Source organism: Paracoccus sp. SCN 68-21 (genome assembly GCF_001724535.1).
Classification (GTDB): Bacteria; Pseudomonadota; Alphaproteobacteria; order Rhodobacterales; family Rhodobacteraceae; genus Paracoccus; species Paracoccus hibiscisoli.
The window spans coordinates 1-13,998 of record NZ_MEES01000065.1; the positions used below are offsets into that span (position 1 = coordinate 1).

The 13,998-nt window shown below is 68.7% G+C and carries 12 protein-coding genes; 1 reads left to right on the forward strand and 11 read right to left on the reverse strand.

Annotated elements, in window-relative coordinates; translation table 11 throughout:
* Positions 1-409: 409 nt before the first annotated feature.
* Positions 410-988 (forward strand): DedA family protein, encoded by a 579-nt coding sequence (locus tag ABS73_RS14105; protein ID WP_277020598.1) that lies wholly within the window; start codon positions 410-412, stop codon positions 986-988.
* Here the strand turns inward: ABS73_RS14105 and ABS73_RS14110 are convergent.
* The 11 genes from ABS73_RS14110 to mmsB form a co-directional block, all read right to left on the reverse strand.
* Positions 955-1,890 carry an alpha/beta fold hydrolase gene (locus ABS73_RS14110; protein WP_277020601.1) on the reverse strand — a complete coding sequence of 312 codons (936 nt, stop codon included), beginning with the start codon at positions 1,888-1,890 and terminating at the stop codon, positions 955-957. The two genes, ABS73_RS14105 and ABS73_RS14110, sit on opposite strands and share 34 nt — an antisense overlap.
* Positions 1,891-1,905: 15 nt before the next feature.
* Positions 1,906-2,979, reverse strand: coding sequence for a hypothetical protein (locus tag ABS73_RS14115; RefSeq protein ID WP_277020604.1), 1,074 nt, complete (start codon positions 2,977-2,979; stop codon positions 1,906-1,908).
* 160 nt (positions 2,980-3,139) lie between these two features.
* Positions 3,140-4,099: a galactofuranose ABC transporter, permease protein YjfF gene (gene yjfF / locus ABS73_RS14120; protein ID WP_277020607.1), complete on the reverse strand. Its 960-nt coding sequence runs from the start codon at positions 4,097-4,099 to the stop codon at positions 3,140-3,142.
* Positions 4,096-5,094 carry an ABC transporter permease gene (locus tag ABS73_RS14125; protein WP_277020610.1) on the reverse strand — a complete coding sequence of 333 codons (999 nt, stop codon included), beginning with the start codon at positions 5,092-5,094 and terminating at the stop codon, positions 4,096-4,098. Before ABS73_RS14125 ends, yjfF begins: the two co-directional genes overlap by 4 nt.
* Entirely contained in the window at positions 5,091-6,584 is a 1,494-nt protein-coding gene (locus ABS73_RS14130) for a sugar ABC transporter ATP-binding protein (RefSeq protein ID WP_277020613.1), read from the reverse strand. The genes ABS73_RS14125 and ABS73_RS14130 overlap by 4 nt, the downstream gene beginning before the upstream one ends.
* A gap of 52 nt (positions 6,585-6,636) precedes the next feature.
* Positions 6,637-7,587 carry a galactofuranose ABC transporter, galactofuranose-binding protein YtfQ gene (gene ytfQ, locus ABS73_RS14135; RefSeq protein ID WP_277020616.1) on the reverse strand — a complete coding sequence of 317 codons (951 nt, stop codon included), beginning with the start codon at positions 7,585-7,587 and terminating at the stop codon, positions 6,637-6,639.
* Positions 7,588-7,637: 50 nt separating this feature from the next.
* Entirely contained in the window at positions 7,638-9,146 is a 1,509-nt protein-coding gene (locus tag ABS73_RS14140) for an aldehyde dehydrogenase (NADP(+)) (protein ID WP_277020619.1), read from the reverse strand.
* A 10-nt stretch (positions 9,147-9,156) separates the two neighbouring features.
* Positions 9,157-10,062: a Gfo/Idh/MocA family protein gene (locus ABS73_RS14145; RefSeq protein ID WP_277020622.1), complete on the reverse strand. Its 906-nt coding sequence runs from the start codon at positions 10,060-10,062 to the stop codon at positions 9,157-9,159.
* Positions 10,062-11,804, reverse strand: a complete 1,743-nt coding sequence (gene araD / locus ABS73_RS14150; protein ID WP_277020625.1) for an L-arabinonate dehydratase — start codon at positions 11,802-11,804, stop codon at positions 10,062-10,064. Before araD ends, ABS73_RS14145 begins: the two co-directional genes overlap by 1 nt.
* Positions 11,805-11,814: 10 nt before the next feature.
* Positions 11,815-12,801, reverse strand: coding sequence for an AraD1 family protein (gene araD1, locus ABS73_RS14155; protein ID WP_277020627.1), 987 nt, complete (start codon positions 12,799-12,801; stop codon positions 11,815-11,817).
* Position 12,802: 1 nt separating this feature from the next.
* A complete protein-coding gene (gene mmsB, locus ABS73_RS14160) occupies positions 12,803-13,993 on the reverse strand; it encodes a multiple monosaccharide ABC transporter permease (protein WP_277020629.1) in 1,191 nt (396 codons plus the stop codon).
* Positions 13,994-13,998: the final 5 nt, after the last annotated feature.

The window sequence follows — 13,998 nt, forward strand, 5'->3', positions numbered from 1 at the left end:
CTATGGTTCCGGCGCGGTCGTCTCGTCATGGTCATCTCCTCGCTCGCAGCATCATGCTGCTGTTGCGCGGAAAATCCACTTATCCCGGCTGTTCGGTTTCCCCGAGCCACCTCATGCATCAGCCGCCGCGGTGCGCCAGAAAAAGGTAAACACTCACACATCGACCACTGAATGAACGGAAATCCAAAATCAAAGGCGGGTCAGGTCTCGATGGACTCCAGGGTCACTTCTGGTTGGAAATCAACACTATAAGTCTGCGATTTTTTGCGGCGGGCTCTTGGCATGCACGGCAAGGCAGCGCAGGGATGATTGGCGGGGCTTGGGTGAAAATGGCGGGCATGTCTTGCCTCGGGCCGTCGAAACGGGACATCTGGTTCGGCATGATCCGAACGCATCACGGGGGCCGTCATTGGAAGCGCTGATCGAACAGCATCTTGGCAATCCGCTGGTTCTGGCGGCCTTGTTGTTCCTGTCGACCTTTGTGCTGGAGGAGGCCGCCATCCTGCTGGGTGCCGGTCTAGCCGCCTCGGAGGAGATGACCGCGACCCTGGCGCTGATCGCGCTTGGCGCCGGGATGATCGTCAGCGATTGGTGCCTGTACGGGCTGGGCGCGCTGGCGGTGCGGCATCGGCGCATCGCGGCCTGGGTGGCGCAGGAGCGTCTGGATCAGGGGCGGCGCCTGCTGCATCGCAGCACGCTGGCGGCGGCGCTGTTGGCGCGGCTGGTGCCGTGGCTGCTGTTTCCGATCTTTGTGGCCAGCGGGTTCCTGCGGGTGGGGTTCCGGCGCTTTGCGGCGATCAATGCGGTGATCGTGCTGATCTATGTTCCGGCGGTGTTTTATGGCGCCTTTGGCATCTATGCGGTGCTGATGGAGTGGCTGGGGCCATGGGCCTGGCTGGCCGGGGCTGCTGTGCTGATGGCGGTGCTGTGGGCCGGGCGCGCGGTGGCGCGGCGCTATCTGTCGGGGACGGACGCCTCGGACCGCTGAACGGTCTGCGCCTCCAGCAGGCAATCCAGGGCGCGGTTCAGGACCGGGGCATGGGACCAGGGCAGGAAATGATCCGCCCCCTCGATCATCACCGTGGCCGGGGTCACCGCCAGATGGGTGCGAAGATAGTCGGCGTTTGACGCTGGCACCAGCGTGTCGGCGGTGCCCTGCACGATGGTCACCGGCAGGCGAAGACCGGGCAGATCCCGGGCCAGCGCCTCCAGCCCTGCGCGCAGGGACATCAGCTCGGCGTTCGAGCTGGCCAGTTCGGTGGGCAGCATCTGGGCAAAGAAATCCAGCGCCGCGACCTCCTGCAGGGGGTGGATCTCCTCCAGCCCCGGATCGGCGGCGGCGCCCACCAGCAGCAGGGCCGCGACGCGGTCGGGGTGATCGGCCGCCAGCCGCAGCGCCAGCGGGCCGCCATAGGAATAGCCGACCAGCGTCACGGGCGGCTGCGCGGGCGTGCCCAGCAGGGGCACCAGCGCGTCGGCCTGGTCCTGCAGGTCGGTCACCGGCGTCGGGCCGCTGTTGCCGAAACCGGGCCGGTCGGGGGCCAGATACAGCCGCCCGGCCGGGACATCGGCCAGAAAGCCTGCCCATTCCTCGCCCAGGCCCGGGCTGCCATGGATGAAGATCACCCGCTGACCGCCCGGCTGTCCGGCGGCCAGAACGGACAGGGGCTGACCGTCCGCGCGGGTCGGCAGGTCGCGGCGGCGCAGCAGCGGGTCGTCGCCCTCGACCTCGGCCTCCAGGCCGATGCCGGTGATCGCGATCAGCTGTTCGCGCAGCGGCTGGAACGGCTCCAGAATGAAGGTCAGCGCATCGCCCGCCAGCGACTGTTCGGGGGCGGCCAGCTGGACGATCTCACCGGGGACGGGGCAATGCGGCAGGTCTGCGATCATGGTGCGGGGTTCCGGTCACGAACTGGGCGGATAGGTGCGGCGCAGGCGCTCCTGCTGGCGCTGCAGGCGGATCATGCCGATCAGGCCGACAGGGCGGTGGCCCTGCCGGCGCATGGCGGCGCCCAGGGCGAACAGGCTGCGATATTGCTGCCACAGCGTGCGCCAGGCGCCGCGCAGCGTCCCGTCGCCCGCCCAGATATGCAGCATCTCGGCGCCCGCGCCGTTCAGCTCGACGATGCGGAACCCGCGACCCTCGCGCAGCGCCTCGACGCTGCGAAAGCGGATGTCGAACCGGCCAAAGTGGAAATCGGGGATCTCGGCCGAGATGCGGTCGATCACCGCCTCCAGCGCGGGCGTAACCTGATCGATCGCGTTGCGATAGACCGCGCCAAGCCGCGCGCTGCGGGCATTGGTCAGGCAATGGAACGCGTCGGGCGCGGGAGTGCTGTCCCATGCGCCGGGGTTCCTTTCGCGATAGATCGCGGCATTCGCCTGCAGGATCGGGTCGCGGGCGACCAGCTGCGCGATGCTGTGCTGTCCGTCGCCGATGACATGGGGCGGGTGGACAAAGGCCATCGACACGATGCGCCCCGCCCCCTGCCCCGGCTGGCGGATGTAGAAGATCCCGGCCTCTCCGGGCATGTCGATCAGGGCCTGCAGCATCACCTGCGCGCCGTCCGGCTGGCGCGACAGGTAATCGGCCAGCTCGGCCCGCGTGCTCAGCAGCCGCACGCCCCAGCCCTGATAGCCCCGGTCGGGCTTGCCCACGACCGGAAATGTCAGCGCGTGATCGGCCATCGCGCGCGTGGCCGCCTGCAGGCGGACGATACCGGGCACGCAGTCGACATTCGCGAAGGGGGGCAGGAACCGCCGGCCGGTCGGACCGAACAGCGCCAGTCCCTGGGACTTGCTCTCTCCCCACAGGCCGCCTGCGTCCAGGGCGGGGTTGGCCGCGCTTGGCAGGGTCAGGCTGCCATGGCGCAGCGACAGGGCCAGCCACATCAGCGCCGGAACCACATAGAACAGCCGTTCCGGGATGCGCCGCTTGAAGGCGGGATAGACCGGACCCGCCGAAGGGCGGAGTGGCATGGGCGTCTCGGCGCGGGTCTTTGGCTCTCGGGAATAGGTCAAATGCTCGGGGTGCTGCTTTATCCTGGGGTTGTGGCGGGGACCGGCCCGCGCCGCGAGGGATCAGGATGCCCGATCACACCGCGAAAGGCCAGCCTTGCGCCCGCCCTGCCCCACGCTGTCAGCGACCGCGCTGCGACAGGCGCAGCAGACCCTTTTGCAGCAGGATGAACCCCAGCAGCAGCAGCCCGATCACGATCTTGGTCCACCAGCTGGACAGGCTGCCGTCAAAGACGATGTAGGTCTGGATCAGGCCCATCGTCAGCACGCCCACCAGCGTGCCGATCATGGTGCCCGACCCGCCCGTCAGCAGCGTGCCGCCGATGACCACAGCGGCAATGGCCGTCAGCTCTGTCCCCACGGTGGCCAGCGAATAGCCCGACCCCGTATAGACCGAAAACACGATCCCCGACAGGCCCGCCATCAGCCCCGAAAACGCATAGACCAGCACCGTCGTGCGCCCCTGCGGCACGCCCATCAGCCGCGCGGTCTGCGCGCCGCCGCCCAGGGCGTAGACGCTGGTGCCGAACCGGGTGCGATGCGCCACCACCGCGCCCAGGGCGACCACGACCAGCATCAGCACCCCGATCAGCGTCAGCCGCCCCCGCCCCGGCATCAGCCAATAGGCGTCCTGCAGCAGCTTGTAGAACGGGTGCGTGATCGGCACCGACTGGACCGACAGCAGATAGGCCGCGCCCCGCGCCAGGAACATCCCCGCCAGCGTCACGATGAACGCGGGCATGGCCAGCCGGTCGATCAGGAACCCCATCCCGGCTCCGAACACCGTGGTCAGCAACAGCAGCGCCGCGAACACCGCCAGCGGATGCAGCCCGGTGTCGCGCAGCAGGACGGCGATGAACACGCCCGAAAAGGCGATGACCGACCCCACCGACAGGTCGATCCCCCCCGACAGGATCACCAGCGTCATGCCCACCGCGACGATTCCCAGATAGGCGTTGTCGGTCAGCAGGTTGCCGATGACCCGCGTGGACAGCATCGCCGGAAACTGGCTGTAGGCCAGCGCATAGGCCAGCACGAAGATCGCGATCGTCGCATAGAGCGGCAGCAGGCGGGTGTTCATGTCCGGCCCCTTTCGGCGCGGTGGCTGTCGCGCCACAGCCGCCATTCGGACGCGATGCGCGGCGATTGCAGCACCAGGATGATCAGCACCAGCCCGGCCTTGATGATCAGGTTGTATTCCGACGCGAACCCCGCCAGCAGGATGCCCGCGCTGATCGTCTGGATGATCAGCGCCCCCAGCACCGATGCCGCGACCGAGAACCGCCCCCCCAGCAGGGAGTTGCCGCCGATGACCACGGCCAGGATGGCGTCCAGCTCCAGCCACAGGCCCGCGTTGTTGGCATCTGCGCCGCGGATGTCGGCGGTCACCACGATGCCCGCCAGCGCCGCGCAAAAGCCGCTGGCGACATAGACCGCGATCAGCAGGACGGTCGCGTTCACCCCCGCCAGATGGGCGGCGCGGCGGTTGATGCCCACGGCCTCCACCAGCAGGCCCAGGGCGGTGCGGCGCATGATGGCCGCGACCGCGATCGCCGTGGCCAGCCAGATCCAGACCGGGACCGGCAGGCCCAGGGCCACGCCCGACCCGACCCAGCCAAAGCCCGGATCGGTGAATGTCAGGATCCGCCCTTCGGTGATCAGCTGCGCCACGCCCCGCCCCATCGTCATCAGGATCAGGGTCGCCACAAAGGGCTGGATGCCTACGACGGCGACCAGCACGCCGTTCCACAGCCCCGCCGCCAGACCCGCCGTCAGGGCCAGCGCGATCGCCGCCCCCGCGCCCAGGCCCTGCGTCAGCGCCCAGGCCGCCGCCGCCCCGCAGATCGCCATGATCGTGCCCACCGACAGGTCGATCCCGCGCGTGGCGATGACCAGCGTCATGCCCACCGCCAGCAGGGCCACCGGCGCGCTGCGTTTCAGGATGTCGATGACCGGGCCCACGGGGCGGCCGTTCTGGATGTCGATGGACAGAAAGCCGGGATAAAAGACCGAGACCAGCGCGATCAGCGCGGCCAGCACGATCAGCTGCGGGGCGATGCGCGACAGGACCGTCATGCCGCGTCCCCCGTCCCGGCGATGGCATGCATGATCGCGTCGGCGCCCACCGCAGCCCCCGTCAGCTGCGCCACATGCGCCCGGTCGCGCAGCACGATCACGCGGTCGGCGACGGCGACCAGTTCGTCCAGCTCGCTGCTGATGATCAGCAGGGACAGGCCCTTGTCGGTCAGGGTGCGGATCAGGCGCAAAATCTCGGCATGGGCGCCCACGTCGATGCCGCGCGTGGGTTCGTCCAGGATCAGGAAGCGCGGATTCATCGCCAGCCAGCGGGCCAGCACGGCCTTTTGCTGGTTGCCGCCCGACAGCTCTCCGATGGGTTTTTCGCGGCCCGAGGTGCGGATGTCCAGCTGGCGGATATAGTCGTCGGCCAGGCGGTTCTGTTCCGCCCGCGGGATGGGTCGCGCCCAGCCCCGCCGCGCCTGCAGGCCCAGGATGATGTTCTCGCGGATCGACAGGTCGGCCACGATGCCGTCCGTCTTGCGATCCTCCGGCGCGAAACCGAAACCGGCGGCGATGGCCGCGCGCGGGTGGCGCAGGTCAAGCGGACCGTCCGCGTCCCGCGCGGTGCCGGTCTGGGCGGGGCGGATGCCGAACAGCATCTCGGCCGTCTCGGTGCGCCCCGATCCCAGCAGGCCCGCCAGGCCCACGACCTCTCCGGCGGCGACAGTCAGGTCAAAGGGCGCGACGACCCCGGCCCGGCCGATGCCATTGAAATGCAGCATGGCGGGGGCCTGTTCGGCCACGGGGGCGGGGCTGGCCACGACCTCCTCCAGCGCGCGGCCCAGCATCTGTTCGACCAGCGCCATGCGGGTCAGGCCCGCGATGGGCTGGCTGGACACGCGCCGACCGTTGCGCAGAATGGTCACCCGGTCGGCCAGATCAAAGACCTGGTCCAGGAAATGCGACACGAAGACGATGGCCATGCCCCGGTCGCGCAGGCCGCGGACCACGTCAAAGACCATCGCCACCTCGGCCGCGTCCAGGCTTGCGGTGGGTTCGTCCAGGATCAGCACCTTGCCGGAAATTTCGACCGCCCGCGCGATGGCCACGATCTGCTGGATCGCCACCGAATAGCTGCCCAGATCGCGGTCCACGTCGATGGACAGCCCGTATTGCGCCAGCGTCGCGTGGGCCTGCGTCCGCATCCCGCGCATGTCGATCAGGCCAAAGCGGCGCGGTTCGCGCCCGAACATCAGGTTCTGCGCGACCGTCAGGTTGGGCAGCAGGTTCACCTCCTGATAGACGGTGCCGATGCCCAGTTCCTGCGCCTGCAGGGTCGATCGCGGGTCGATCGGCGCGCCCTCCAGCGTGATCGTGCCGCCATCGCGGGGGTAAGCCCCGGTCAGGCATTTGATCAACGTGGACTTGCCCGCGCCGTTCTCGCCCAGCAGGGCGTGGACCTCGCCCGCGGCGATGTCCAGATCGACATCGTCCAGCGCGCGGGTGCCGGGAAAGACCTTGGTCAGCGACCGGATCGACAGCAGCATCGGCATTCCTTTCCAGGGTCGGGCGGGCCGCGTCGGGCCCGCCCGCATGGCATCAGTAGCCCAGATCCTTGCGGCGGTCGTATTCGCCTTGCGGATCATCGGCCTGGGTGTACAGGCGCGATTCCGTCTGGATGAACTTTTCAGGCATGGTGCCGTCGGCCCAGAACGCCTCCAGCGCGTCAAAGGCGGGTCCGGCCATGTTCGGCGTCAGCTCGACCGTGGCATTGGCCTCTCCGGCGGCGATGGCTTGGAAGATGTCGGGCACCGCGTCGATGGACACGACCAGGATGTCGCTGCCGGGCGCCAGCCCCGCCTCCTTGATGGCCTGAATCGCGCCGACCGCCATGTCGTCGTTATGGGCGTAAAGCGCGCAGATATCCGCGCCGCCGCCCTCGGCCTGAAGGAAGCTCTCCATGACCTCCTTGCCGCGGGCGCGGGTGAAATCGGCGGTCTGGCTGCGCACGATCTCCAGGTTGTCATGGCCGGCGATGGCGGTCTCGAAGCCGGTCTTGCGGTCGATGGCGGGGCTGGAGCCGGTCGTGCCCTGCAATTCGACGATGCGGCATTCCTCGCCTGCGACCTGGTCGACCAGCCACTGGCCTGCGACCTCGCCCTCATGGACCAGATCGGAGCCCACGGCGGTCAGATACAGGCTTTCGTTGCTGTCCACGCGGCGGTCCAGAAGGACGACGGGGATCTCGGCCTCGGCGGCCTCCTCCAGCACGCTGTCCCAACCGGTCGCCACCACGGGCGCCAGCAGGATCGCGTCGACGCCCTGCGCCACAAAGGACCGGATCGCGGCGATCTGGTTCTCCTGCCGCTGCTGCGCGTCCGAGAATTGCAGCTGATAGCCGCGCTCCTCGGCCTGCTGGCGGGTCAGCGTGGTCTCTGCCGCGCGCCAGCCCGATTCCGAGCCGATCTGCGAAAAGCCCACGGTCTGCGCCGTGGCAGCCCCGCCGCACAGCGCCAGCGCCGCGACGGTCGTCATCAGAGTTCTGGTCATGATAGCCTCCCTTGGGTGATGTGGTCGTCTTTTCGCGCGCCTGTCTCCTCTCAGTCGCGCAAATCCGCCGGCAGCAGGGCGTCGGGCAGGTTCTGGAAACAGACCGGGCGCAGCCAGCGCCGGATCGCCATCGTGCCCACGCTGGTCGCGCCGAAATTCGTGGAGGCCGGATAAGGGCCGCCATGCACCATCGCATCCGCGACCTCGACCCCGGTGGGCCAGCCATTGGCCAAGATGCGGCCCGCCTTGCGTTCCAGCACCGGCATCAGCCGCCCCGCCAGCGCGGTGTCTCCTACGTCGAGTTGCAGCGTGATCGTCAGCTGACCCTCCAGCGCGCGGGCCAGATCCAGCATCTGGTCGTCGCTGTCGGTCGCGACGATCAGGCCCGCCGGGCCAAAGACCTCATGCGCCAGGCCCGGATCGGCCATGAACCGCGCGGCATCCACGCGAAAGACCGCGGGCCGGGCGTTGCGGCCGTCGCTGTCATGGCGCAGCACCGGGTCGGCGGATGCGGCCAGCGTCTTAGCCCCCTGGCGGAAACCGTCGGCGATGCCGTCGGTCAGCATGACCTGGGCCGGGGCCTCGGCCAGGGCTGCGGCGGCGGCATCCGCAAAGGCGTCGGCATGATCGGCGGGCAGGATCACCAGCCCGGGATTGGTGCAGAACTGACCTGCGCCCATGGTCAGGCTGGCGGCCCAGCCCTGCGCGATCTGCGCGCCCCGCGCCGCCAGTGCGGCGGGCAGCAGGAAGCAGGGGTTGATGCTGCCCAGCTCTCCGTAGAACGGGATCGGCTCGGGGCGCCCGGCGCACAGATCGTACAGCGCGCGCCCCCCGCGCAAGGACCCGGTAAAGCCCACGGCCTTGATCAGCGGGTGTTGGACCAGCGCCTGACCCACCTCATGCGTGTCGCCGTGGATAAAGCTGAAGATGCCCGCGGGCATGCCGGTCTGGCGGATGGCCGCGTCAACGGCCTCGGCCACGATCTGTCCTGCGCCGGGATGGGCGGGGTGGCCCTTGACGACCACCGGGCAGCCCGCCGCCAGCGCCGATGCGGTGTCACCGCCCGCCGTCGAAAACGCCAGCGGGAAATTCGACGCGCCAAAGACCGCGACCGGGCCGATGGGCCGCTGGATCATCCGCAGATCGGGGCGCGGCAGGGGCTGGCGGTCGGGCAGCGCGGCGTCATGGCGGCGGTCCAGATAGTCGCCCGCGCGGATGTGGTCGGCGAACAGGCGTAGCTGCCCGGTGGTGCGGCCGCGTTCGCCCTGCAGGCGGGCCTCGGGCAGGCCGGTCTCGGCTGCGCCGATGGCGGTGATCGCCTCGGCGCGGGCCTCGATCTGGTCGGCGATGGCGTCCAGCAGGGCGGCACGATCGGCGCGGGTGGTGGCGGCGAAATCAGCGAATGCCGCCTCGGCCGCCTGCACGGCGCGATCGACCAGGGCGGCGTTGCCCGACGCGAATTCCTGCGCCTGCCCGGTGGCGGGTGCGGATCGAAAGCGGGTCTCGCCTGCCGTCCAGTCGCCCGCGATCAGGTGATGTCCGTGCGTGGATTGGGTCATGGTCTGTCCTTCAAAAATCGAACGGGGCGACGGTGACCCGCCGTCCCAGGGTGAACGCATCCGCGACCAGCACCATCGGTGCCAGATCGACCTCGGACGCGCCTTGACGCACCTGCGCCGCCATGCGGGCATAAAGTGCGGGGTATTCCTGCATGATGCTGTCCTGACCGTCGACGGGCTGGCCGCCGATCTCCAGCAGGTTGCCGCCCATGCGCAGGGCCAACGTGCCGCCATCGGTCTGCAGTTCGATATCCCATGTCTGCGGCCCCTGCTGCAGGAAATCCAGATCGGCGGTAATGCCGTCCGACAGGGTCAGCCGCGCGGCGATGGGTGCCTGCCGGTTGGCGGGCAGGTCCAGCTCGGCCCCCGTCAGATGCACCGGGCGGGGCAGGATCGCGGTCAGGATCGACAGCGCGTTGATGCCGGGGTCAAAGACGCCCATGCCACCCGCCTCCAGGATCCAATCATGGCCGGGATGCCATTTGCGGATATCCTCGCGCCAGGTGATATGCCCGCCATGGATGGTCCGGTCGGCCAGCCAGGCCCGCGCGCCCGCCACCCCATGCGCCATCCGGCTGTGCCAGGTCGCATAGAGGCTGACGCCCTGCGCCATGGCCTGCAGGGCGTGAACCTCGGACAGGGTGGCGCCGGGGGGTTTCTCCAGCATCAGGTGCCGACCCGCGCGCAGCACTGCCTGCGCCGCGGCAAAGCGCGGCACCGGCGGCAGGCACAGGCTGATCGTGCCCACATCGGGATGGGCGGCCAGCATCGCGTCGATATCGGTATAGGCCGGCACCCCCGCGACCTGGCCGCTGCGCGAGACGGTCGCGGCCAGCGTCCAGTCGGGACTGTCGCGCAACGCCGGGACGTGCTGGTCCAGCGCGATCTTGCCGATGCCCACAAGCGCGATTTTCATCAGTGGCTGTCCTTTCCGACCGCATTGCCCCGGCACCCGCGCAGGAAATCCATGTCCGCGCCGGTATCGGCGCCCATGACGTGCTGCTGGTGCAGGAACGCATAACCGCTGGTCGGCTGATCGGGCAGCGGCTGCCACGCCGCCAGACGCGCGGTCAGCTCCGCCTCCGATATGTCCAGATGCAGGCGGCGGTTCGGCACGTCCATGTCGATCATGTCGCCGTTGCGCACGACCGCCAGGGGGCCTCCGGCGGCGGCCTCTGGGGCGGTGTGCAGGACGACCGTGCCATAGGCCGTGCCCGACATGCGCGCGTCGCTGATGCGCACCATGTCGGTGATGCCGCGCCGCAGGACCTTGGGCGGCAGGCCCATATTGCCGACCTCGGCCATGCCGGGATAGCCGCGCGGGCCGCAGTTCTTCAGCACCATCACGCAGGTCTCGTCGATGTCCAGGGCCTCGTCGTTGATGCGCGCCTTGTAGTCGTCGATATCCTCGAACACCACCGCCCGACCGCGATGGACCAGCAGATGCGGGCTGGCGGCCGAGGGTTTCAGCACCGCGCCCTTGGGCGCCAGATTGCCCTTGAGGACCGCGATGCCGCCCTGCGCGGTCAGGGGGTTGTCCACGGGACGGATGACGTCCTCGTTGTGATTCATCACGCCCTTGACCTCGTCCCAGATTGTCTGGCCGCTGACGGTCAGGGCACCCTTATGCAGCTGCCCGGCCTCGGCCAGGCGCTTGATGACCACAGGCAGGCCGCCCGCGTAAAAGAACTCCTCCATCAGGTATTGCCCCGACGGCATCAGGTTCACGATGGTCGCCACGTCGCGTCCGCAGCGGTCCCAATCATCCAGCGTGATGTCCACGCCCACGCGCCCCGCCATGGCCAGCAGATGCACCACCGCATTGGTCGAACCGCCGATGGCGCCGTTCACGCGGATCGCGTTCTCGAAGGCGTCGCGGGTCATGATGTCTGACGGCTTCAGGTCGTCCTTGACCATCTGCACGATCCGCCTGCCCGACATCTGCGCCATGACGCGGCGGCGGCTGTCCACGGCCGGGATCGCGGCATTGCCCGACATGGCCATGCCCAACGCCTCGGCCATCGAGGCCATGGTGCTGGCCGTGCCCATCGTGTTGCAGGTGCCAGAGGAGCGCGACATCGACGCCTCGGCCTCCAGGAAATCGTCCTGGCTCATCTCTCCGGCCTTCACGGCCTCGCTGAACTTCCACAGATGCGTGCCCGAGCCGATGCGTTCGCCCCGGAACCAGCCGTTCAGCATCGGCCCGCCGGTGACCACGATCGAGGGGATGTCGCAGCTGGCGGCGGCCATCATCAGGCTGGGCGTGGTCTTGTCGCAGCCGACCAGCAGCACCGCGCCATCCATCGGCTGCCCGCGGATCGTCTCCTCGATGGCAAGCGCCGCCAGGTTGCGGAACATCATGGCCGAAGGGCGGAACGTGTTCTCCGATGCCGAAAAGACCGGCACCTCGACCGGGAAACCGCCGGCCTCCCACACGCCGGCCTTCACCTTCTCGGCCAGCTCGCGCAGGTGGCCGTTGCAGGGCGTCAGGTCGGACCAGGTGTTCAGGATGCCGATGATCGGGCGCCCGTCGAACAGGTCATGCGGATAGCCCTGATTCTTCAGCCAGCCGCGATGATAGATCGTGTCGCGCGAATTGCCGCCATACCAGTCCTGCGAACGCAGGCGGCGGGGCCAGGGGGCGGGGGTGAAACTCATGCGCGCACCTCTACAGCGTTGCGACGGCGACCGGGGTCGCGTCGGTGTCGTCATGGGCCAGCGGGTTCTCCAGCGGCAGGCCGAATTCGGCGCAGTCCAGCCGGAACCGGTCGCCGGGTTGCGCGGTGATCCCGTCGGCGAATGACAGCGTGGCCGTGCCGAAGAAATGCACATGCACATCGCCGGGCTGGCGGAAGATGGCATATTTGAAATGGTGGTGTTCCAGGTTGGCCAGGCTGTGGGACATGTTCGCCTCTCCGGACAGGAACGGCTTTTCCCAGATCGTCGTGCCGTCGCGGATGATGCGGCTGTGACCCTCGACATGGTCGGGCAGCGGGCCCACGCGCATCTCGGGGCCATAGCTGGCGGGGCGCAGCTTGGAATGGGCCAGCCACAGATAGTTGCCGCGTTCGGTCACGTGGTCGGAAAACTCGTTGGCCAGGGCGAACCCCACCCGCAGCGGGCGGCCATCGGGGGCGATGACATAAAGGCCCGCCAGCTCGGGCTCCTCTCCGGCGTCCAGCGCGAAGGCGGGCGATGTCAGCGCGGCGCCCGGCGCCACGGCGGCATGGCCGTTGCCCTTGTAGAACCATTCGGGCTGCGCGCCGACCTGGCCTGCCGGGGGCTTGCCGCCCTCCAGCCCCATGCGGAACATCTTCATGCTGTCGGTCAGCGTGTCCTCCGCGCCCTGATGCATGGCGTCGCGGGTCGCAGCGCTGCCCAGATGCGTCAGGCCGGTGCCGGTCAGGTGCAGATGCGCCGGGTCCGGATGATCCAGCGGCAGCAGCACGCGCCCCTCGCGCAGCGCGGCGGCCAGATCGACCGGGGTGCCAGGGCCACGGGCCGCGATCTCGGCCGCAAGGTCGCGGCCTGCCTCCCAAGCGTCCAGCGCCAACTGGCGGGTCGACGGCTCGCCCGGCACCAGATGCGCCTGTCCGTCGGTGCGGGCGGCGACGGCGCGGGTGCCATCGGTCAGGGTCAGTTGCGACAACAGCATCTCAGGCCTCACGGTTCTTGTTGTAGACGTCGAAGAAGACGGCGGCCAAAAGGACCAGGCCCTTGATCACCTGCTGGTAATCGATGCCGATGCCCATGATGGACATGCCGTTGTTCATCACGCCCATGATGAAGGCGCCGGTGACCGCGCCGACGATGCGCCCCACCCCCCCGGACATCGAGGCCCCCCCGATGAAGACGGCGGCGATCACGTCCAGCTCGACCGCGAAGCCCGCGCGGGGCGTGGCGGTGTTCAGCCGCGCGGCAAAGATCAGCCCCGCCAAGGCCGCCAGCATCCCCATGTTCACGAAGGTCAGGAAGGTCAGCCGCTCAGTCCGGATGCCGGACAGCTTGGCGGCCTTGGCATTGCCGCCCACCGCATAGATGCGCCGCCCGATGGTCGTGCGCTCGGTCAGGAAGACATAGACGACCGTCAGCACCACCATCGACAGTAGCACGTTGGGCAGGCCCCGGAACCAGGCCAGCTTCCAGGTCACGAACAGGATCGCGGCGGCGACGATGGCGTTGCGGATCAGGAACAGCGCAAAGGGTTCGTCATCCATCCCGTAGCGCGCATTGCGCGCCCGGCCCCGCAGCCCGATCCACAGGATCAGCCCCACGGCCAGCACGCCGGATGCCAGCGCCAGCCCGTTGGGACGCCCCACCCCCATCAGGTCGGGGATGAACCCGGTAGACAGCAGCTGGAAGTTCTGCGGGAACGGCCCGACCGACTGTCCCGCCAGCAGCCACAGCGACAGCCCGCGAAAGACCAGCATCCCCGCCAGCGTGACGATGAAGGACGGGATCTTCCAATAGGCCACGAAATAGCCCTGCACCGCGCCGATCGCCATGCCCGCCAGGATGCAGACCCCCATGGTCAGCCAGACCGGCAGGCCCATGGTCACGATCATCACCGCCGCCAGCGCCCCGATGAACCCCATGACCGAGCCGACCGACAGGTCGATATGCCCCGCCACGATCACCAGCAGCATCCCAAGCGCCATGATGATGATATAGCTGTTCTGCAGGAACAGGTTGGTGATGTTGACGGGGCGCAGCAGCACGCCCCCCGTCACGATCTGAAAGAACGCCATGATCGCGATCAGCGCGACCAGCAGGCCGTATTCGCGGATGTGGCGTGCCACATAGGCGCCGATGCCCATGGTCGGCGCGTGGTCTGTCTGGTCCACCATTGCGG